This window comes from Streptomyces sp. NPDC002032 (genome assembly GCF_042890765.1).
Taxonomy (GTDB): domain Bacteria; phylum Actinomycetota; class Actinomycetes; order Streptomycetales; family Streptomycetaceae; genus Streptomyces.
This window is the reverse complement of record NZ_JBIASM010000002.1, coordinates 701,511-721,950: the sequence shown is the minus strand read 5'-3', so window position 1 is coordinate 721,950 and position 20,440 is coordinate 701,511. Positions and strand designations below refer to the sequence as shown.

Annotated in this window: 17 protein-coding genes; 11 read left to right on the top strand and 6 right to left on the bottom strand. The window is 71.3% G+C overall.

Annotated elements, in window-relative coordinates:
* Window positions 1-43: 43 nt before the first annotated feature.
* Complete coding sequence (locus ACFYYT_RS07355) at window positions 44-232, bottom strand: hypothetical protein (RefSeq protein ID WP_351830602.1); 189 nt, start codon at window positions 230-232, stop codon at window positions 44-46.
* A 579-nt stretch (window positions 233-811) separates the two neighbouring features.
* On the opposite strand from ACFYYT_RS07355, the gene ACFYYT_RS07350 reads away from it, so the two are divergent.
* The 9 genes from ACFYYT_RS07350 to ACFYYT_RS07310 all read left to right on the top strand — a co-directional run bounded on the left by ACFYYT_RS07350 (window position 812) and on the right by ACFYYT_RS07310 (window position 12,231).
* Window positions 812-4,636 (top strand): nitrate- and nitrite sensing domain-containing protein, encoded by a 3,825-nt coding sequence (locus tag ACFYYT_RS07350; protein WP_388607098.1) that lies wholly within the window; start codon window positions 812-814, stop codon window positions 4,634-4,636.
* A gap of 9 nt (window positions 4,637-4,645) precedes the next feature.
* A complete protein-coding gene (locus ACFYYT_RS07345) occupies window positions 4,646-5,059 on the top strand; it encodes a roadblock/LC7 domain-containing protein (protein WP_008739864.1) in 414 nt (137 codons plus the stop codon).
* Between the two features lie 151 nt (window positions 5,060-5,210).
* Window positions 5,211-5,603, top strand: coding sequence for a DUF742 domain-containing protein (locus ACFYYT_RS07340; protein WP_351831676.1), 393 nt, complete (start codon window positions 5,211-5,213; stop codon window positions 5,601-5,603).
* Window positions 5,584-6,168 (top strand): ATP/GTP-binding protein, encoded by a 585-nt coding sequence (locus ACFYYT_RS07335; protein WP_266573764.1) that lies wholly within the window; start codon window positions 5,584-5,586, stop codon window positions 6,166-6,168. Before ACFYYT_RS07340 ends, ACFYYT_RS07335 begins: the two co-directional genes overlap by 20 nt.
* Before the next feature lie 292 nt (window positions 6,169-6,460).
* Window positions 6,461-9,667 (top strand): nitrate- and nitrite sensing domain-containing protein, encoded by a 3,207-nt coding sequence (locus ACFYYT_RS07330; RefSeq protein WP_351831617.1) that lies wholly within the window; start codon window positions 6,461-6,463, stop codon window positions 9,665-9,667.
* Between the two features lie 10 nt (window positions 9,668-9,677).
* Window positions 9,678-10,091 (top strand): roadblock/LC7 domain-containing protein, encoded by a 414-nt coding sequence (locus ACFYYT_RS07325; protein WP_030037347.1) that lies wholly within the window; start codon window positions 9,678-9,680, stop codon window positions 10,089-10,091.
* Window positions 10,092-10,184: 93 nt separating this feature from the next.
* Complete coding sequence (locus ACFYYT_RS07320; RefSeq protein ID WP_351831615.1) at window positions 10,185-10,751, top strand: DUF742 domain-containing protein; 567 nt, start codon at window positions 10,185-10,187, stop codon at window positions 10,749-10,751.
* Entirely contained in the window at window positions 10,732-11,316 is a 585-nt protein-coding gene (locus ACFYYT_RS07315) for an ATP/GTP-binding protein (protein ID WP_136214583.1), read from the top strand. Before ACFYYT_RS07320 ends, ACFYYT_RS07315 begins: the two co-directional genes overlap by 20 nt.
* Window positions 11,317-11,478: 162 nt before the next feature.
* The gene (locus ACFYYT_RS07310) at window positions 11,479-12,231 is read left to right on the top strand and encodes a methyltransferase domain-containing protein (RefSeq protein WP_351830187.1); all 753 of its coding nucleotides are present in this window, start codon (window positions 11,479-11,481) and stop codon (window positions 12,229-12,231) included.
* A 15-nt stretch (window positions 12,232-12,246) separates the two neighbouring features.
* On the opposite strand, the gene ACFYYT_RS07305 is transcribed toward ACFYYT_RS07310, so the two are convergent.
* Complete coding sequence (locus tag ACFYYT_RS07305; protein WP_388607094.1) at window positions 12,247-13,335, bottom strand: glycosyltransferase; 1,089 nt, start codon at window positions 13,333-13,335, stop codon at window positions 12,247-12,249.
* A 799-nt stretch (window positions 13,336-14,134) separates the two neighbouring features.
* Here ACFYYT_RS07305 and ACFYYT_RS07300 point away from each other — a divergent pair.
* Window positions 14,135-14,509, top strand: a complete 375-nt coding sequence (locus tag ACFYYT_RS07300; RefSeq protein WP_351830192.1) for a hypothetical protein — start codon at window positions 14,135-14,137, stop codon at window positions 14,507-14,509.
* Between the two features lie 75 nt (window positions 14,510-14,584).
* On the opposite strand, the gene ACFYYT_RS07295 is transcribed toward ACFYYT_RS07300, so the two are convergent.
* Both ACFYYT_RS07295 and ACFYYT_RS07290 read right to left on the bottom strand, forming a co-directional pair.
* Complete coding sequence (locus ACFYYT_RS07295) at window positions 14,585-14,785, bottom strand: acyl-CoA carboxylase subunit epsilon (protein ID WP_351830195.1); 201 nt, start codon at window positions 14,783-14,785, stop codon at window positions 14,585-14,587.
* Between the two features lie 24 nt (window positions 14,786-14,809).
* Entirely contained in the window at window positions 14,810-16,393 is a 1,584-nt protein-coding gene (locus ACFYYT_RS07290; RefSeq protein WP_351830197.1) for an acyl-CoA carboxylase subunit beta, read from the bottom strand.
* A 258-nt stretch (window positions 16,394-16,651) separates the two neighbouring features.
* Here ACFYYT_RS07290 and ACFYYT_RS07285 point away from each other — a divergent pair, with 258 nt between their 5' ends.
* Window positions 16,652-17,263 carry a YceI family protein gene (locus ACFYYT_RS07285; protein WP_351830199.1) on the top strand — a complete coding sequence of 204 codons (612 nt, stop codon included), beginning with the start codon at window positions 16,652-16,654 and terminating at the stop codon, window positions 17,261-17,263.
* A 36-nt stretch (window positions 17,264-17,299) separates the two neighbouring features.
* On the opposite strand, the gene ACFYYT_RS07280 is transcribed toward ACFYYT_RS07285, so the two are convergent.
* Together ACFYYT_RS07280 and cimA are read right to left on the bottom strand one after the other, a co-directional pair.
* Window positions 17,300-18,661: a hypothetical protein gene (locus ACFYYT_RS07280; RefSeq protein ID WP_351830202.1), complete on the bottom strand. Its 1,362-nt coding sequence runs from the start codon at window positions 18,659-18,661 to the stop codon at window positions 17,300-17,302.
* Between the two features lie 55 nt (window positions 18,662-18,716).
* The gene (gene cimA / locus ACFYYT_RS07275; RefSeq protein ID WP_351830205.1) at window positions 18,717-20,339 is read right to left on the bottom strand and encodes a citramalate synthase; all 1,623 of its coding nucleotides are present in this window, start codon (window positions 20,337-20,339) and stop codon (window positions 18,717-18,719) included.
* Between the last annotated feature and the right edge of the window lie 101 nt (window positions 20,340-20,440).

Sequence of the window (20,440 nt, the reverse complement as noted above, 5' to 3'; positions counted from 1 at the left end):
CTAACGCGGCGGGCGGCGGCGCTTCGCGTCCTGCGCCGCGGTACTACTGCGCGGCGACGGCGACGGGCGCGTCCATCAGGACGGTGCGGCGCGGGTTCGCGGTCTGGGCCGGCAGCTCGACGGAGTGCTCCGGGGTGGCCGGGGCCGCCTGCAGTTCCTCGGCGTCCTTGAGGTGCGCGAGGGTGGTGCGGCGGGGGTTGGCTATGTTGCGGAACATCATCGTCGTCTTCATCGGAGTTTCGGGCCCTCGGCTCGCTCGTGGGGTGGGGGTCGTCGGATGCGCCGGGTGTGGCGCCAACCCTTTAAAAGGCAAGGCTAAACATCTGAATCCCCGGCTGAACCGGGAAGTAATGGCCACGGCCGTGTGAGTTTGCTCACCAATGACCGGGCAATCCGGGCATAATGGGCAGTCAATTCCGCCCGGAGAAACGGACATTGCGCCACTGAATGAGCCATTCCGCTCCTGATCATCAGGACTGGGACACCTTGCCAGACGCAAGCTTTGATTGGCGTAAGTCCGATTCATCCCGATAGCGGTTCCACGTCGCGTAGCCCGCCCATTACGAAACGTGACCGGCTCGCCGGGGCGACACGCGCACCTTGTTGGAGATCCCCCACTGTGCTGGAATTCGCGGGACCGCCGCGGGAATCAGCCGGCGCGCAGGTGGCGCGAGACAGCGCCGAGCGCGGTGGCAAGGAGAGGGAGACGCGCCGGTCACCGACGACCACCATGGGGCCGTCAGTGCCCCACGACTCGACACCGTGCCGCCGTTCATCCGGCGGGACGCCTGGTCCAGAGGTTGCGACGCTAGTGCAGGGACGATTCAAGAGGGATGGCAAGGGGTCTCCCCAGGCCCGCCAGGGACGTGGGGACGCTGCTGCGGAGCAGGAGCCGCGCGGCGGGACCGACCGTGGCTCCTCACCCCAGCACGCCCAGAACCGCGGGCCGGCTGTCGAAGGAGCGGGCCCCGTCGCCCCGGCCCCGGCCAAGGCGAAGGGCCGCGGGAAGTCCGTCAAGGCGGCCAAGCCCGCCCGGGCCAAGGGCCCGGGCGAACCGGCCGAGCCCGACACGGCGATACCGAAGGCCCCCAGTGGGCCCGGTTCCCGTCTCGCCATGCAGAACTGGCGCATCAGCACGCGACTGGTGTCGCTGCTGACGCTGCCGGTCGTCGCCGCCACCACGCTCGGTGGCTTCCGCATCAACGACTCGCTCAACGACATCGCCCAGCTGGAGCACATGCAGCTGCTGACGACGATGACCCGGCAGGCCACCAACCTGGCCGCCATGCTCCAGGAGGAGCGGGACAAGTCGGCGGGTCCGCTGTCGGTCGCCAACGCCGCCGCCAAGGGCCCCGACAAGCCCCCGGCGGACAAGCCCAACAGCCTCGTCCAGGGCGTCCGCGACCAGACCGACGCCGCCGCCAAGGCCTTCGCCGCCGCGACCGACAAGGTCGACAACGCGCAGGACAAGGACGAGACCCTCAAGTCGATCCGCAACAACATCCTGCAGATCGGCCGCCAGCTCACCGGCATCGAGGACATCCGCAAGAAGGCGTACCAGAACGGTGCCCAGCAGACCGTCACCGAGTACAACGCGCTGATCGTCTCGCTGCTCTCGCTCTCGCAGGACATGGCCCAGGCCACGTCCAGCCCCGAGATGATCAAGCGCACCCGCGCCCTCGCGGCCTTCTCCTCCGCCAAGGAGTACGCCTCCATCCAGCGCGCGATCGTCGCCGCCTCGCTCCCCGAGAGCGGTGACAAGCCGGGCAAGCTGGAGGAGAACGACCGCCTCTACGCGCTCTCCGCGCTGCGCGGCGAGAGCCAGCAGAAGAAGACCTTCGAACTCGTCTACCAGGGCAAGCCCGAGGAACTCCTCGCGGCGCTCGGCGACGGCAACACGGAGATCGGCACCGCCGACCACTACGCCCGCCGCGTGCTGAGCACCCAGGGGCAGTTCGGCAAGGAGAAGAACCGGTCCTGGATGGACTGGTACGACGCCGACGACACCAAGCTCCGCGCGATGGGCGTCATCGAGCTCACCCTGCTCGAGGACATGGAGCAGAAGGCCCGCGAGCTCAAGAGCCAGTCGCAGCAGGACGCCATCATCAACGGTGCCCTGATCCTGCTCGTCCTCGGCGTCTCGCTCGTCGGCGCCTTCATCATGGCCCGGTCCATGATCCGCTCGCTGCGCCGGCTCCAGGACACCGCGACACGCGTCGCCCAGGACCGTCTGCCCGAGCTCGTCAAGCAGCTCTCCGAGTCGGACCCGCAGGACGTCGACACCTCCGTGGAGTCCGTCGGCCTGCACACCCGCGACGAGATCGGCCAGGTGGCCGCGGCCTTCGACGACGTGCACCGCGAGGCCGTCCGCCTCGCCGCCGAGCAGGCCCTCCTCCGGGGCAACGTCAACGCGATGTTCACCAACCTCTCGCGCCGTTCGCAGGGCCTCATCCAGCGCCAGCTCTCGCTCATCTCCGAGCTGGAGTCGCGCGAGGCCGACCCGGACCAGCTGTCCTCGCTCTTCAAGCTCGACCACCTCGCGACCCGCATGCGCCGTAACGGCGAAAACCTCCTCGTCCTCGCGGGCGAGGAGCCGGGCCGGCGCTGGACCCGCCCCGTCCCGCTCGTCGACGTGCTCCGCGCGGCGGCGTCCGAGGTGGAGCAGTACGAGCGCATCGAACTCTCGTCGGTGCCCGGCACCGACGTGGCCGGCCGCGTCGTCAACGACCTCGTGCACCTGCTCGCCGAGCTGCTGGAGAACGCCACCTCGTTCTCCTCTCCGCAGACCAAGGTCAAGGTCACCGGTCACGCGCTGCCCGACGGGCGCGTGCTCGTCGAGATCCACGACACCGGCATCGGCCTCTCCCCCGAGGACCTCGCCGCGATCAACGAGCGGCTCGCCGCGCCGCCGACCGTGGACGTCTCCGTCTCCCGCCGCATGGGTCTGTTCGTGGTCGGCCGCCTGTCCCTGCGACACGGCATCCGCATCCAGCTGCGCCCCTCCGACTCGGGCGGTACGACGGCCCTCGTCATGCTCCCGGTGGACGTCGCCCAGGGCGGCAAGAAGCCGGGTCCCATGCCGGGCCAGGGCGGTCAGGGCGGCCCGGCGGGCGGCCAGGGCGGTCCCGCGGGCGGTCAGGGCGGCCCCGGTGGGCAGGCCTCCGTGCCCGGCGCCGGTACGCGTCCCCCCGTGGGCGCCGGCCAGCAGCGCGGCCAGGTCTCCGGCGGCGCCCAGCGCGCCGCCCTGCCGGGACGTGACGGTGGCCAGGGCCAGCAGCGTCCGCAGGGCGGTCCCGGCGGCGCTCCGGGCCAGGCGCAGGGCCAGGGTGCCTTCGGCGCCGGCGCTCCGCTGCCGGCCCGCGGTCAGGGCGGCGCTTCGGGCGGTCAGGGCGGTCAGGGCGGTCAGGGCGGTCTCCTCGGCGGCGGCCCGCAGGCGCGCCCGGCCGGCGTCCCGCCGGTGTCCCCTCCCCCCGGTTTCCCCCAGGGCAACGGCTTCGAGCGGCCGCAGCAGCAGCCGCAGCCGGGACAGTTCGGCCAGCAGGGGCAGCAGTCGCACCCCCAGCAGCCGCAGCAGTCCCAGCAGTCCCAGCAGCAGTCCGCCCCCCAGGCCCCCGTCCAGCGCCGGCGTCCGCAGCTGCCGCCGCGCGGCGGCGCCCCCCGCCCGGAGCTTCCGGGTACGGGCGCCTCCCCCGCCGGTCAGCCGCAGGCCGCCAGCTGGGGCTCCGGCCAGGGTGGCCAGGAGGTCCCGCGCGGGCACGACGAGCTGTCGGGCCCCGGCTCCACGGCCGAGTTCGCCCGTCCGGACTTCAACGCCCCGCCCCCGCAGGCCACCGGCCCCCACCCGGGCAACAGCACGACCGGCCAGTTCGAGCGCCCGCAGCTCGGCGGCCCGCTGGACCCGTCCGCCACCGGCCAGTTCGCCCGCCCGGGCGGCCCCGGCGCGGGCGGCTACGGCGAGCAGCGGCCCCAGGCCCAGCAGCAGCAGGCGCAGCAGCAGCAGGCGCAGCAGCCGGGCGGCTACGCCCCGGCGCCCGTACCGGCTCCGCGCGCCGACCTGCCGCGGGCCGAGGCTCCGCGGCTGCCGCAGGCCTACCAGGCGGAGGCGCTGCCGCCGGCCCCGGCGCAGCACACCGGCGAGGTCCGTAGCCCGATCTTCGACACGCTGGAGTCGAACTGGGTCCACCAGGAGGGCGCTCAGTCCTCCGGGCAGGCCCCGGCCGTTCCCCAGCAGCCGCAGCAGCCCCAACAGTCCGCCGCTCCGCAGCAGCAGCAGCGTGGCCAGGAGTTCGGGGCCGAGCCCGCCACGGCCCTCACCGGCAGCTCCCCGACGGTGAGCTGGAAGTCGTCCCCGAACGACGAGCTGATGAGGCAGGCCGAGCGCGTGCGCCAGCCCGCCGCCGGCGGCATCACGACCTCGGGGCTGCCCCGACGGGTACCGCGGGCGAACCTCGTCGCCGGGACCGCGCAGCAGCAGGCCGAGGCCCAGGCGGGCCCGCAGGTATCGCGCGCCCCGGACGACGTCCGCGGCCGTCTCACCAACCTCCGACGTGGTATCCAGCAGGGGCGTCAGGCCGGTACCTCCGGCCCCGCGACCGGCAGTTACCACATCGACCCCACTTACCAGCAGGAGCGATAGTTGAGTTCGATGAGCCAGGCGGCACAGAACCTGAACTGGTTGATCACCAACTTCGTGGACAACACCCCAGGGGTGTCCCACACCGTGGTGGTCTCCGCCGACGGACTCCTTCTGGCGATGTCCGAAGGGTTCCCCCGTGACCGCGCCGATCAGCTGGCGGCCGTGGCCTCCGGTCTGACCTCGCTGACCGCCGGGGCCTCCCGGATCTTCGAGGGCGGCGCCGTCAACCAGACCGTGGTCGAGATGGACCGCGGGTTCCTCTTCCTCATGTCCGTCTCCGACGGATCCTCCCTGGCCGTGCTCGCCCACCCCGAGTGCGACATCGGCCTCGTGGGCTACGAGATGGCCCTCCTCGTGGACCGCGCGGGCAGCGTCCTCACCCCGGACCTGCGCGCGGAACTGCAGGGAAGCCTGCTCATCTGACTCGTCACCTCCCGGCCGGACGGTACTTCCGGCCGGGGGGCCGGGCCCCCGTACCCGGAACCCAGTACCCCCGCCAGGCCGTCATCACGTCCCCCCACCGGCCGCCCCGTCAGACGGCACGCTGACCACTGCTGTCCAGCCCGGAGGATCAATGACCCCGCCCCCCGCCTATCCCGATGCGTACGGAGATGCGTACTCGGAAGGCGACCAGCCGCTGGTGCGTCCGTACGCGATGACCGGCGGCCGCACCCGGCCCCGCTACCAGCTCGCCATCGAGGCACTGGTCAGCACCACGGCCGACCCGATGCACCTCTCGACCCTGCTCCCCGAGCACCAGCGCATCTGCACCCTGTGCCGCGAGGTGAAGTCGGTCGCGGAGGTCTCCGCACTGCTGTCGATGCCGCTCGGTGTCGCCCGGATCCTCGTCGCCGACCTGGCGGAGGCCGGAATGGTGGCCATCCACCAGCCGGGCAATGGAGAGGCCGGCGGAACGCCGGATGTAACGCTGCTCGAGAGGGTTCTCAGTGGACTTCGCAAGCTCTGACGGCGGAGCGGCTCCTCGCTCCACCACCTCCGCGAAGATCGTGGTGGCGGGCGGCTTCGGCGTGGGCAAGACCACGTTCGTCGGCGCGGTCTCCGAGATCAACCCGCTGCGCACCGAGGCCGTCATGACGTCCGCCAGCGCGGGCATCGACGACCTCACCCACACCGGTGACAAGACGACCACCACGGTCGCCATGGACTTCGGCCGCATCACCCTGGACCAGGACCTGATCCTGTACCTCTTCGGTACGCCGGGCCAGGACCGCTTCTGGTTCATGTGGGACGACCTCGTCCGCGGCGCCATCGGTGCCATCGTGCTGGTCGACACCCGCCGCCTCGCCGACTGCTTCCCCGCGGTCGACTACTTCGAGAACAGCGGCCTGCCGTTCGTCGTGGCGCTCAACGGCTTCGAGGGACACCAGCCGTACACCCCGGAGGAGGTCCGCGAGGCCCTCCAGATCGGCCCCGACGCCCCGATCATCACCACCGACGCCCGCCACCGCGCGGACGCCAAGAGCGCGCTCATCACGCTCGTCGAGCACGCGCTGATGGCGCGTCTCAAGTAGCACGGTTCGCAAGTGAATACGCCGGGGCGGGCTGTGTCATCGGACACGGCCCGCCCCTGTCGTTCATAACGTTTCGACAGAGAATTGCCGCCAGTTGGGCACAGCGTGCGTTCGGGCGGTGTCACAGAGCGCACAACTGGCCCCGTTTTTGCCGCAGCTCGCTCTTTATGTCCGGTTTATGTGGGTCATAAGGCCCTAGGAACGGCCTGTTCCAACTGTTTGGAACAGGGCCGTTGGCCGTGCTGGAATTCATCGAACTAGCTAGTAGCACCGCCGAGAGGTTGTTGGTCGAGTGAGGCGAAGCAACTCGAGCCCCGCGGATGAACCCGCGCGCGGCAACTTCACCCCGCCGCCGCGCGCGGCCACGTCGCCCGTCGACGTGCCCGTGGAACCACCCGCGAGAAGCGGCAGCACCAGCAAGCTCTCGCCCCGTAACTGGCGCGTGCCGACCCGTCTGAACGCCATCCTCCTCGTACCCGTCCTCGTCGGACTGGTCATGGGCGGCTTCCAGGTCAAGGGTTCGGTCGACAACTGGAACGAGGCGAAGGACGCCGAGCAGACCGCGCGGATCGTCCAGGCCGCGACCGAATACGGCCAGGCGCTCCTGAACGAGCGCGACCTCACGGCGGAGCCCCTGCTGAAGGGCGACCGCACCAACGAGGTCGTGACGAAGGCCTACGCGGCCACCGACGCGGCGAAGGCCAAGTTCGGCGAAGCCGTCAAGGGCCTGCCGAAGAAGCAGGGTCTGGAGCGCCGCCTCCAGCTCTTCCGCCAGGAGGAGCCCAAGCTGGAGCAGGTCCGCAAGACGGCGTACGCCATCCCGGAGACCGCCAAGAAGAACCTCCCCGCGCAGGGCGGCCCCATTCCGACCGAAGAGGGGTACGTGCTGGTCCAGCACTACCTCATGCAGTTCTCCAACGAACTGGGCCTCGGCACCGGAAACGTCACCAGCTACGGCCGCATGGTCTACGCGGTGGAGCTGGCCAAGGCCGCGAACTCGCTCCAGCGCTCCGTCGGCACGCACCTGCTGGTGCGCCCGAACGAGGACGAGAACGTCCGCAAGGCCCAGCTCGTCGCCTTCTCCTCCTACGCCTACCTCGAAGAGATAGCCATCGGCGAGTACGTCGCCGCCGGCACCGACGAGGACACCAACCGGCTGAAGGAGGTCATGGGCAACAAGGCCAAGGAGGGCGCGGAGAAGCTCGCCGCCGCCAAGACGGCCGCCGAGCAGTCAGGCAGCACCTTCAAGGCCCCGCCCGTGGTCAACGGTTCCGCCCTCACCGGCATGACCGAGGCGATAGCCGGCGGCGAGAAGCCCGCCAAGCTCGCGCTGGGCGGCACCACCGCCCCCGCCTGGCAGGCCGCCGCCACCGCCAAGTTCGACGGCTACGCCGAGATCGAGAAGGACCTCCTCGACAAGGCCGTCCAGGACGCCGTCGCGGTGTCCGACAAGTCCCAGAGCGACGCCATCCTCACCGGCGCCATCGTGGTCGTGGCCCTGCTCGCCGCCTTCATCCTGGCCGGCATGATGGCCCGCCAGATGAGCCGCTCGATGCTCCGCCTGCGCAGCTCCGCCTTCGACATCGCCGAGCAGCGCCTGCCGATGCTCGTCGACCAGCTCTCGCGCACCGACCCGGGCAAGGTCGACACCCGGGTGCAGCCGATCCCGATCACCTCCCGCGACGAGATCGGCGAGGTCGCCCGCGCCTTCGACCAGGTCCACCGGGAAGCGGTCCGGCTCGCCGCCGAGCAGGCGCTCCTGCGAGGGAACGTCAACGCGATCTTCACCAACCTCTCCATACGCAACCAGTCCCTGATCGAGGGCCAGCTGACCCTCATCACCGACCTGGAGAACAACGAGGCGGACCCGGACCAGCTGGAGAACCTCTTCCGCCTGGACCACCTCGCCACCCGTATGCGCCGCAACGGCGAGAACCTCCTCATCCTCGCGGGTGAGAACCCGGGCCGCCGCTGGGACCAGCCGGTCCCCCTGGTCGACGTGCTGCGCGCCGCCTCCTCCGAGGTGGAGCAGTACGAGCGCATCGAGCTCTCGGGCGTCTCGGAGGCCGAGATCCACGGCCAGGCCGTGACCGACCTCGTGCACCTGCTCGCCGAGCTGCTGGAGAACGCCACCACGTTCTCCTCCCCGCAGACCAAGGTCCGCGTCAACGCCACGCGTCTGCCCGACGGCCGCGTGATGGTCGAGATCCACGACAAGGGCATCGGCCTCACCGCCGAGGACTTCGCCGACATCAACCACAAGCTGGCCAACCCGCCGACCGTGGACGCCGCGGTCTCGCAGCGCATGGGTCTCTTCGTGGTCGGCCGGCTGGCGGACCGCCACGACATCCGCGTCCAGCTGCGCCCCTCGGGCGAGGCCGCGGGCACCACCTCGCTGGTGATGCTCCCGGACGCCATCACCCACGGTGGCGGTGGCGAGGGCATCCCGGACGACGACTTCACGGTCTCGTCGATGATCCCGCAGCAGCAGGCCCAGCTGCCCGCCCCGCTGCGGACGGCCGCCGAGCTCGGCTTCGACGATTCGCGCTACGACGCCCAGGGCGGCCAGGACGGCGCCGAGCCGCCCCTGGACCCGGTCGTACGGTCGCTGGGCCGCGAGGAGCGCAGGGCGCAGCTGGAGGCGCAGCTCGGCTACCCGCAGGGTCAGCAGGCGCAGCCCGGCCAGGAGCAGCAGCCCGGCCAGGAGTATCCGGAACCTCAGCCGGAGCACGCGTACCAGCCGTACCAGGGCTACGAGCAGCAGCAGGCACCCGCGTACGAACCCCCGTACGAGGACGACCGGCAGCAGCAGGCCTACACGCCGTACCCGGAGCAGGGCTATGCCTATCCGGAAGACGGCTACCAGGAACAGCAGCAGCCCGCTCAGGCGTACGAGGGCGGCTACGGTGAGCAGTCCGCGCAGGCCGAGTGGCCCGCGCAGAACACCTTCCCGGGCTCCTACCAGCAGGAGTACGCGGCCGAATCGGAATCCCAGGCCGCTCCCGAACCGGCCCGGGACCGCGTAGGCTTCGACCGTCCGGGCGCCGCTGCCGACACCGGTCACGAGATGACCGGAGCGGGCCTGCCGCGACGCGGCAGCCAGCAGCAGTGGCAGCCGGCACAGCAGGAAGCGGAGTCCACCGGATCCCTCTTCGAGCAGCGGCCGCAGCGTCAGCAGCAGCCCACTGAGGCGGAGCGGGCCCCGGAGGAAACAGAAGGCACCGCCGCCTGGCGTTCGCGCAACGACGAGCGCTGGCAGCAGGCCGGCAAGCTCCGCGAGCCGAAGGCGGGCGGGGTCACCCCGTCCGGTCTCCCTCGGCGGGTGCCCAAGGCCAACCTGGTCGAGGGCGCTGCGGAGACGACCCCGCAGGGCGGCCCCCAGGTCTCCCGCGCACCGGAGGACGTCCGGGGCAGGTTGAGCAACCTGCGCCGCGGTGTCCAGCAGGGACGCAGCGCGGGTTCCGAGCAGTCAAGTAACAGCTATGACCAGGAGCGTTAGTGTGAGCCCGATGAGCCAGGCGGCACAGAACCTGAACTGGTTGATCACCAACTTCGTGGACAACACCCCAGGGGTGTCCCACACCGTGGTGGTCTCCGCCGACGGCCTTCTTCTGGCGATGTCCGACGGGTTCCCGCGCGACCGCGCCGATCAGCTGGCGGCCGTGGCCTCCGGTCTGACCTCGCTGACCGCCGGGGCCTCCCGCATCTTCGAGGGTGGCGCCGTCAACCAGACCGTGGTCGAGATGGACCGGGGGTTCCTCTTCCTCATGTCCGTCTCCGACGGGTCCTCGCTCGCGGTGCTCGCGCACCCCGAGTGCGACATCGGCCTCGTGGGCTACGAGATGGCCCTCCTCGTGGACCGCGCGGGCAGCGTCCTCACCCCGGACCTGCGCGCGGAACTGCAGGGAAGCCTGCTCAACTGACAGACAGGCCGTGTGTTTCGCGTCATCGCACCGTAGGGTGCGGTGGCGCGGTTCCACAGGGAGTACTGCGTTCTTGGAGTCGGAGGAGGAAACGTGACAACACCCGGAGGACATCCTTATGGCGGCGCGCAGCAGCCGCAGGGTGGGCACGACCAGAACCGATTCAACTTCCCCTCGGCTCCGAGCCGTCAGATGCCGGAGCACAATCCCTACCAGCAGCAGCCGTACGGTCAGCCCCAGCAGCCCCAGCACCACCAGCAGCCGCAGCGCCCTTCGCAGCAGCCGTTGCGCGGCTCCCAGCCGCAGGCCCCCAAGGCTCACAACCCGCTGGTGCGTCCGTACGCGATGACCGGCGGCCGTACCCGGCCGCGTTACCAGCTCGCCATCGAGGCGCTGGTCAGTACCACGGCCGATCCCGCGCGGCTGCAAGGGCAGTTGCCCGAGCACCAGCGCATCTGCCGTCTGTGCCAGGAGATCAAATCCGTCGCGGAGATCTCGGCACTCCTCTCCATTCCTCTTGGTGTCGCCCGCATCCTCGTCGCCGACCTGGCGGAGGCGGGCCTTGTCGCCATTCACCAGCCCGGCGGCGACGAGTCTGCCGGCGGCCAGCCAGATGTGACACTGCTCGAAAGGGTGCTCAGTGGACTTCGCAAGCTCTAACGGCGGAGCGGCTCCCCGCTCCACCACCTCCGCGAAGATCGTGGTGGCGGGCGGCTTCGGCGTGGGCAAGACCACGTTCGTCGGCGCGGTCTCCGAGATCAACCCGCTGCGCACCGAGGCCGTCATGACGTCCGCCAGCGCGGGCATCGACGACCTCACCCACACCGGTGACAAGACGACCACCACGGTCGCCATGGACTTCGGCCGCATCACCCTGGACCAGGACCTGATCCTGTACCTCTTCGGTACGCCGGGCCAGGACCGCTTCTGGTTCATGTGGGACGACCTCGTCCGCGGCGCCATCGGTGCCGTCGTCCTCGTCGACACCCGCCGCCTCGCCGACTGCTTCCCCGCGGTCGACTACTTCGAGAACAGCGGCCTGCCGTTCGTGATCGCCCTGAACGGTTTCGACGGCCACCAGCCGTACACCCCGGAGGAGGTCCGCGAGGCCCTCCAGATCGGCCCCGACGCGCCGATCATCACCACCGACGCGCGCCACCGCGGAGACGCCAAGAGCGCGCTCATCACGCTCGTCGAGCACGCCCTGATGGCCCGTCTGCGCTGACGGCACCCGCCAGTACCTCCGAGCGCCGGGATCCCGCCACGGGACCCCGGCGTTCCGCGTTTCCCCTCGCCCCGCCCCGCGCGTGGCACGCCCTGGCAGGCCGCCCGTTGTGGGATCGTCTGGCCACCGGATCGGCGAGCGGTGAGTCTTGAGGTGATGGGAATGTCCGTGTCCCGCGACGACGCGTACGGGACCTGGTTCTACGAGAGCCAGCAGGACGGCTCGGCGCGGTCCGCCGGGCGCGTGCTGCCGCTGGTGTTCGACCTGGTCCGTCCGTCCAGCGTGGTCGACCTGGGCTGCGGTACGGGCTCCTGGCTGGCGGCGGCCCGGGAGCTCGGCGCGCGGACGGTCCTGGGGGTGGACGGGGACTGGGTCACCGAGGAGGCCCTGCGCATCCCGCCGGAGTGCTTCCGCCGGCAGGACCTCTCGGGTCCGCTCCGGCTGGACGAGGGCCCCTTCGACCTCGCCATGTCCCTGGAGGCGGCCGAACACCTGGACCCGGACCGTGCCGGTCCCCTGGTCGCCGAACTCTGCGCCCTGTCCGAGGTGGTGCTCTTCTCGGCCGCGATCCCCGGGCAGACCGGCAGCGACCACCGCAACGAGCAGTGGCCGGGCTACTGGCGCGACCACTTCGGCCGGTGGGGCTACGAACTCGTCGACTGCCTGCGCACCCGGCTGTGGGACGACCCGGAGATCGAACCCTGGTACGCGCAGAACGCGTACCTGTACGTGAGCGCGGAACGCCTGGCCCGCGACGAACGCCTGCGGGAGGCCGCGGCGGAGACCGGGCGCATGCCGCTGTGCGTGGTGCACCCCGGACTGCTGGCCCTGTTCTCCAAGCCCTTCGCACCCGAGGTGCCCGCCCCGCCGCCGCTGCGTCCCGCGCCCCTGCGCTTCACCACGGCGGCGCGCTAGCCGGGGCCGCCGGCCTCAGGCCCCCGCCGCTACCGCCGTTGCCCGCAGGGCGTAGCCCCGGTTGAGGAGGGTCTGGCGCCGGTAGGGGGCGGGCAGGTCGGGCAGGGCGAGGAGCCGGTCGCAGGCCCGCAGGGAGGCCGCCGGATCCCCGACCCAGTACGCGGTGATGGAGTACTCGAACAGCAGCCCCCAGCGGTAGACCCAGGGCTGGACGAACAGGACGTCGTCCGGGGCCGGGCGGTCCAGGCAGGGTTCGACGAGGGTGTGGGCCGTGCGGTGGCGGCCCAGCAGCCGTAGCCGCGAGACGAGTTCGTAGCGGGCCTCCAGCCGCTGCGGGCGGGCCTCCGAGGCCCGGTCCAGGGCGTCCATCGCGGCGGGCCAGTCGGCGGGGTCACCGCTGTCCCCGTGCAGGACGCCGGCCTGGAGGAGCGACTGGTACACCTCCTCCGGCCAGCCGCCCATGGCGGCACGGCGCTCGTAGAGGCGGATGGCCTCGGCGCGCCGGCCCATGTCGCGCAGGGTCTGGGCGAGGTAGAAGACGGTCCGGCCGTTGTCCGGATCGCGTTCCAGCTCGGCGCCCAGCAGCCGGGCGTCGCGTTCGAACTTGTCGTGCTTGGAGCCGCCGTCGCCATGGTCCTCGATGACCAGGGCATCCAGATGGGCGACCGGCTCCGCGGCGTCACAGGTGATGTACTCGTGGGTGACCCCCTCGTACCGCCACGGCAGCGCTCCGCTCACCAGGCGCTTGATGCGGTATTCGGTGTCCCCCTCGTGGCGGAGCATGTACGAACCGGCCACCAGCGGGGGCAACGGCCCCTCGGCGCGCAGGACGAGGTCCGCGTCGAGGAGGAGCAGGTAGTCGGCCTTTCCCCGGGCGTGGGCGATGTTCAGGCTCCGGTTGTGCCCGAAGTCGACCCAGGGCTCCTCGTGGAGCTCGCCGGGGATGCCGTCCAGAGCACGGCGGATCAGCCGCTGGGTGCCGTCGGTGGAACCGGTGTCGGAGATGACCCAGGTGTCGATGTGCTCCCGTACGGAGGCCAGGCAGCGCTCGATGACGGCCGACTCGTTCTTCACGATCATGCAGAGGCAGAGGGTGGGCTTCACGGGGCGGACCCCAAGGAGCTCGGCGAGGGTACGGGCGGCAGCGCGCCGTGCGGCTGATCCGGCCGGGTGCGCGCGCTGGGCCGAACCGCCGACAGACGGGCGCGGCGCGGACCGGCGCGCGGGAGGCCGGTCCGCGGGATGTCTGCGGACACCGGACCAATCCGGTGATCATCAGATCAGGTACGCCCGAGGAGGGCACATGCGTCCTGAGAACAGGACCAGATCGACCCTGGGCCCGTTGCCCAGACGAGCCGGCTGGCTGACCGGCGGAGCCTTCGCTTCCCTCGCCCTGGTGCTGGCGGGGGCCGTCTCCCCCGCCGCGGCGGCGCCCCCGAGGGAGTCCCAGGGCGGAGGGGACCACTGCTCGACGTCGGACCACCGGCCGAAGGCGGCCCCGTCCGGCGGGCACGACGACGACTGCCGCGGCCCGCAGGGCCCGCGGGGCCCACGCGGCCCGAAGGGCAAGCCCGGCCCGCCCGGTCCGACGGGCCCGACGGGCCCGACGGGAGCCACGGGCGCAACGGGGGCCACGGGCGCCACCGGAGCCACGGGCGCCACGGGCGCCACCGGAGCGACCGGTGCAACGGGCGCCACCGGAGCGACCGGTGCAACGGGCGCCACCGGAGCGACCGGTGCAACGGGCGCCACTGGAGCAACCGGAGCCACAGGGGCCACCGGAGCGACGGGTGCCACCGGAGCAACGGGCGCCACCGGAGCCACCGGAGCGGCGGGCGCCACCGGAGCAACCGGGGCAACGGGAGCAACCGGAGCCACCGGGCCCAGCGGGTGTGGGAACTCGGTGGACTCGATCCTCTCCAACAGCACCGAGGAGTTCAGCGTCTTCCTGATCAACGGGGTGACGTACGGCGGCCACCGCGACGACCCGCAGACCGGGAACTACAAGCGCGAGGACCTGACCACGACCGCGCAGAACCCCGGCTACCCCGACCCGGCCACGGTCTGCACCGCCACCATCTCGTCCCTGGGACAGGTGACGAACTTCAAGGTGATGACCACGGACGGCACCGTGTACGAACTCCAGTGCAATTCCGCCGGCACGATCCTCAACTGCGGTTCCACCACTCCCGGGAACCAGATCCCCTGGAAGAAGCTCGTCATCCAGCCGGTGGCCAGCGGGCCGTTCCTGACCGGGAAAACGGCACCGCGGCGCTGACGCCGGACGGCCGCCCGGCGCACTCCGCCCCGAGGGGCGGGTGCGGCCGGACGGCCGTCGGGGTGGTGCGGGAGGTCAGCCCTGCCAGCTGTGCGGGGCCTGGAAGCCCCGGCTGCGCTCCAGGCGGCGCCAGCCGGCCTGGGAGCGGCGGGTGGTGACGGCCTCTTCCGGGGTGGCGGCGGCGCGGGCGAGCAGGATCGCGGTGATCGCGGCCAGCTCCTCCGGCTCGGCGTTGCCCTTCTCGACCTTCAGCAGGGTGTCCGTAGCGGTGCTCATCGGTGGCGGGTCTCCTTTCGCTCGTTACTGCGGCGGGTTGCCGTGCTTGCGGGACGGCAGATCGGCGTGCTTCGTGCGGAGCATCGCGAGGGCGCTCACGAGCACCTCGCGCGTCTCGGCGGGGTCGATGACGTCGTCCACGAGGCCGCGCTCGGCCGCGTAGTACGGGTGCATCAGCTCTGCCTTGTATTCCTTGACCATCCGGGCGCGCATCGCCTCGGGGTCCTCGGCGTCCGCGATCTGCTTGCGGAAGATGACGTTGGCCGCGCCCTCGGCGCCCATGACGGCGATCTCGTTGGTCGGCCAGGCGTAGGTGAGGTCGGCGCCGATGGACTGGGAGTCCATGACGATGTACGCGCCGCCGTAGGCCTTGCGCAGGATCAGGGAAATCCGCGGGACGGTGGCGTTGCAGTACGCGTACAGCAGCTTGGCGCCGTGGCGGATGATGCCGCCGTGCTCCTGGTCGACGCCCGGCAGGAAGCCGGGGACGTCCAGGAGGGTGATGATCGGGATGTTGAAGGCGTCGCAGAGCTGGACGAACCGCGCGGCCTTCTCGGAGGCGTGGATGTCCAGGACGCCGGCGAGGTGGCCGGGCTGGTTGGCGACGATGCCGACGACCTGGCCGTCCATCCGCGCCAGGGCGCAGATGATGTTGCGGGCCCAGCGCTCGTGGATCTCCAGGACGTCGCCCTCGTCGACGAGTTCCTCGATGACCTTGAGCATGTCGTACGGGCGGTTGCCGTCCGCCGGGACCAGGTCCAGCAGGACGTCGGAGCGGCGGTCCTTCGGGTCGTCGGTCTCGTGGACCGGCGGGTTCTCGCGGTTGTTCGAGGGGAGCATCGTGATGAGGTAGCGGACCTCGGAGATGCAGGTCTCCTCGTCGTCGTACGCGAAGTGCGCGACGCCCGAGGTCTCGGCGTGCACGTCCGCGCCGCCGAGGCCGTTCTGGGTGATCTCCTCGCCGGTCACCGCGCGGACGACGTCCGGGCCCGTGATGAACATCTGCGAGGTCTCGCGGACCATGAAGACGAAGTCCGTGAGCGCCGGGGAGTACGCGGCGCCGCCGGCGCAGGGGCCCAGCATGACCGAGATCTGCGGGATGACGCCGGAGGCCTTGGTGTTGCGCTGGAAGATGCCGCCGTAGCCGGCGAGGGCGGAGACGCCCTCCTGGATGCGGGCGCCCGCGCCGTCGTTGAGGGAGACCAGCGGGGCACCGGCCGCGATGGCCATGTCCATGATCTTGTGGATCTTCGTGGCGTGGGCCTCGCCCAGCGCGCCGCCGAAGATCCGGAAGTCGTGCGCGTAGACGAAGACCGTGCGGCCCTCGACGGTGCCCCAGCCGGTGATGACACCGTCGGTGTAGGGCTTCTTGGCCTCCAGGCCGAAGCCGGTGGCGCGGTGCCGGCGGAGCTGCTCGACCTCCTTGAAGGAACCCTCGTCGAGCAGGAGCGCGATGCGCTCGCGGGCGGTCAGCTTGCCCTTGGCGTGCTGCGCTTCGGTCGCACGGTCGCTGGGGCCGCGCCGGGCCTCCTCGCGGAGGGAGTGCAGCTCGGCCACGCGCCCGCGGGCGTCCGTCGGCCCGCTCGGAGTCTGGTCCACAACGGTCATGTACCGACCTTACGAAGCGCGGCCATGAAAACCCTCCGTTGGTTCTACACAGTCTCGGGCCCCTTCCGCTGTGCGGGCCGGACAGAACCGGCGGGGGATGTAGGGACTCCCCCAGTCGGGACCTTTGACCTTTGTGGAGGTCCTACAAAACCGCGCGACCCGCGCTAGGAAGTTGAAATTTGAACGGAATGGGTCTAGCGTCGTTCTCGTTGAAAGTTCAACGAAAAGTCGCCAGCAGGATCTCCCGAGGAGGAAGCCATGGGTCTCTTCACCCGCCGTCAGAACAACTCCCCCGCCGCGGCCGTCGGCACGCTCGAAGTGGACCCGGCGCTCGCCGCGCTCACCGGTGACTACGTCATCGACCCCAGCCACAGCAGCATCGGCTTCACCGTGCGCCACGCGATGGTCACCAACGTGCGCGGCGCCTTCGCCGAGCACGAGGGCACCCTGCACCTCGACGGCGCCGACCCGTCCCGCTCGACGGCCGCCATCGACGTCACGATCGCCTCGGTCAGCACGGGCATCGCCGACCGCGACGCGCACCTGCGGGGCGGCGACTTCTTCGACGCCGACGCCTTCCCGCTGATGCGCTTCCGCTCCACCTCCGCGGCGCCGCTCGGCGGCGACACGTACCGGATCAGCGGCGAGCTGACGATCAAGGACGTCACGCGCCCGCTCTCCATCGACCTGGAGTTCGCGGGCAGCGCGACCGACGTCTACGGCAACGAGCGCGTCGGGTTCGAGGGCTCGGCCGAGATCCTGCGCTCCGACTGGGGCCTGACCTGGAACGCGGCCCTGGAGGCCGGCGGTGTGATGGTCAGCGACAAGGTGAAGCTGACCTTCGACATCTCGGCGATCAAGCAGGCCTGACGCCGGACGCCGGTCCGGCGCCGGGCCCGGGGGCGGCTACCAGCCGCCCCCGCCGTCGAACCCGCCGCCCCCGTCGAAGCCGCCACCGCCGCCGAAGTCCCCGCCGCCGAAGTCGGACGGGTTGAAGTCGGCCCCGGAGACGTCGCCGCCCTCGAAGCCGGATCCCATGCCGCCGCCGAAGTCGGCGGCGTAGGCGGGCGAGGACATCATCGAGCCGAGCATCGTGCCCACCAGCAGGCCGGGCAGGATGCCGCCGCCGAAGTAGCCGCCGGCCCAGGGACCGTACGCCGGGCCGGCGTCGTAGTAGGGGCGCGGTCCGTGCTCGGTCTCCACGGTGCGCACGGCGGGGTCGAGTCCGTCGCGCAGCCGTACGGCGTCCGCCGCGCAGACCGGAACCGTGCGTGCGGCCCCGCCGGCCGGGGCCCAGGCGGCGTCCTCGGTGCTCGGCCCGTGGCGCGGGTCGAAGAAGCACGGCGCACGGCGCTCCGGCAGGGGCCTGCCCTGGCGGCGCGCGTCGAGACGGGCCAGCGCGAAGCGGCCGTCCTCCAGCGCCTGGGTCACGCCCTGCACCTCTTCCGGGCGCCGCACCGCGGCCATGATCTGCTTGGCCTTCTCGTACGAGTCCAGGCCCTGCTCGTAGTCCTTGCGCATGGCGTCGTCGGCGCCGGGCTCGCCCGGGTGGAAGTCGAGCCGGTCGAGCTCCTCGCCGAAGGCGGTGATGTCCTCGTCCACGACCACGGCGAGGCGGGCGACGGCCTCGCGGCGGGCCTCTTCCTTCTGCCTGCGGCTCCGGCGGACCAGCGCGTACGCCCCGCCACCGCCGATCACCGCGACCGCGCCGAGGCCGATCAGGGTGCCGGCCGGGAAGCCTCCGTCGGCGGACTGCCCGCCCCAGGACGCCGGGGCGTGGCCCTTGACCTGGGGCAGGGCCTGGTCGACGAAGTTGTTGAGCTGGGTGTTCGCGTCCACCGGGGTGCCGGTCTTGACGGCGTCGGTGAGGTTGCGGACGGCGTTGACGGGCATCACGGACCGGTCGGCGCCCGCGTTGAAGCCGTCGCCGAGGCGGATCGCGTACAGCCCGGTGACACCGGTCTCGGCGCGGACGGCGCCGAGCACCTTGTCCTGCGGGAACTCGGCGCTGCTGGGCAGTACGGCCACGAACAGCGGCTTCCCGGCGTCCTTGATCTTCTGGGCCAGGGCGTCGGCCTGCGCCGCGGACAGCTGGGCCCGCGCCCCGGGGTCGACGTAGACCGGGCCCTTCTTGAGGGCCGCCCCGACGTCGGAGACCCCGGTGGCCGCCGCCGCCACGGGGGCGGCCACGAGTCCGGCCCCCGACAGCCCCAGCAGGAGCCCGGCCAGCAGCCGACCGGATCGAACGGAAATCAGCCTGGTCCTCATGCCTATGACGCTACCCGAACCGGAATTTTCCCGTGTGAGCTGGACATAAGCCCCGCTATTCGGCCGGTTCGACGCCCGCGTGCAGGAGGCCGAAGGTGAAGGCGTCCTCCAGGGCCTGCCAGGAGGCGGCGATGACGTTCTCGGCGACGCCGACCGTGGACCACTCGCGGGTGCCGTCCGTCGTGGCGATCAGCACGCGGGTCGTGGACTCGGTCCCGTGCTTGCCCTCCAGGATGCGGACCTTGTAGTCGCTCAGCTCGAACTTGGCCAGCTGGGGGTAGAAACGTTCCAGGGCCACGCGCAGCGCCCGGTCCAGGGCGTTGACCGGGCCGTTGCCCTCGGCCGTGGCGACGATCCGCTCGCCCTTGGCCCAGACCTTGACGGTGGCCTCGTTGGCGTGGGTGCCGTCGGGGCGGTCCTCGACGATGGCCCGCCAGGACTCGGTGCGGAAGTACTTGCGGGCCCGGCCCTCGACCTCGGCGCGCAGCAGCAGTTCGAAGGAGGCGTCGGCGGCCTCGTACGTGTAGCCGCGCAGTTCCCGCTCCTTGACGCGCTCGACGACGCGGGAGATCAGCGCGCGGTCCTCGCCGAGGTCGACGCCGAGCTCCCTGCCCTTGAGCTCGATGGAGGCGCGGCCGGCCATGTCGGAGACGAGCATCCGCATGGTGTTGCCGACCCGCTCGGGGTCGATGTGCTGGTAGAGGTCGGGGTCGACCTTGATGGCGGAGGCGTGCAGGCCGGCCTTGTGCGCGAAGGCGGAGACGCCGACGTAGGGCTGGTGGGTGGAGGGGGTGAGGTTGACGACCTCGGCGATGGCGTGCGAGATGCGGGTCATCTCGGCGAGCGCGCCCTCGGGGAGGACCTTGCGGCCGTACTTGATCTCCAGGGCGGCGACGACGGGGAAGAGGTTGGCGTTGCCGACGCGCTCGCCGTAGCCGTTCGCGGTGCACTGCACGTGGGTGGCGCCCGCGTCGACGGCGGCCAGGGTGTTGGCGACGGCGCAGCCGGTGTCGTCCTGGGCGTGGATGCCCAGCCGGGCGCCGGTGTCGGCGAGGACGGTCGCGACGACGGCGGTGACCTGGGCGGGCAGCATGCCGCCGTTGGTGTCGCAGAGGATGACGACGTCGGCGCCGGCCTCGTGGGCGGCGCGGACCACGGACTTGGCGTACTCGGCGTTGGCGCGGTAGCCGTCGAAGAAGTGCTCGCAGTCGACGAAGACGCGGCGGCCCTGGGCGACGAGGTGGGAGACGGTGTCCCGGACCATCTCGACGTTCTCTTCGAGGGTGGTGCGCAGCGCGAGCTCGACGTGCCGGTCGTGGGACTTGGCGACGAGGGTGATGACCGGGGCGCCGGATTCCAGCAGGGCGCGGACCTGCGGGTCCTTGTCGGCGGAGCCGCCGGCGCGGCGGGTGGCACCGAAGGCGACGAGCTTGGCGTTCTTGAAGTCGATCTCGGCACGGGCCCGGGCGAAGAACTCGGTGTCGCGGGGGTTCGCGCCGGGCCAGCCGCCCTCGATGAAGCCCACGCCGAAGTCGTCCAGGTGCCGCGCGATCGTCAGCTTGTCCGCGACCGTGAGGTTGATGCCCTCACGCTGGGCGCCGTCGCGCAGGGTGGTGTCGAAGACGTGGAAGCTGTCGTCGAGGGCCTCTGTCGGCTCAGTCGCCTCTGGCGTCGTCATGCTGATCTGACTCCTGTCGGATGAGTGGTTCCGGAATCCCGGGTTCCACTGCCCCCATCATCGCGCGCTGCCGGTCCGGCGGGTTTTTCGCCGGGAAACGA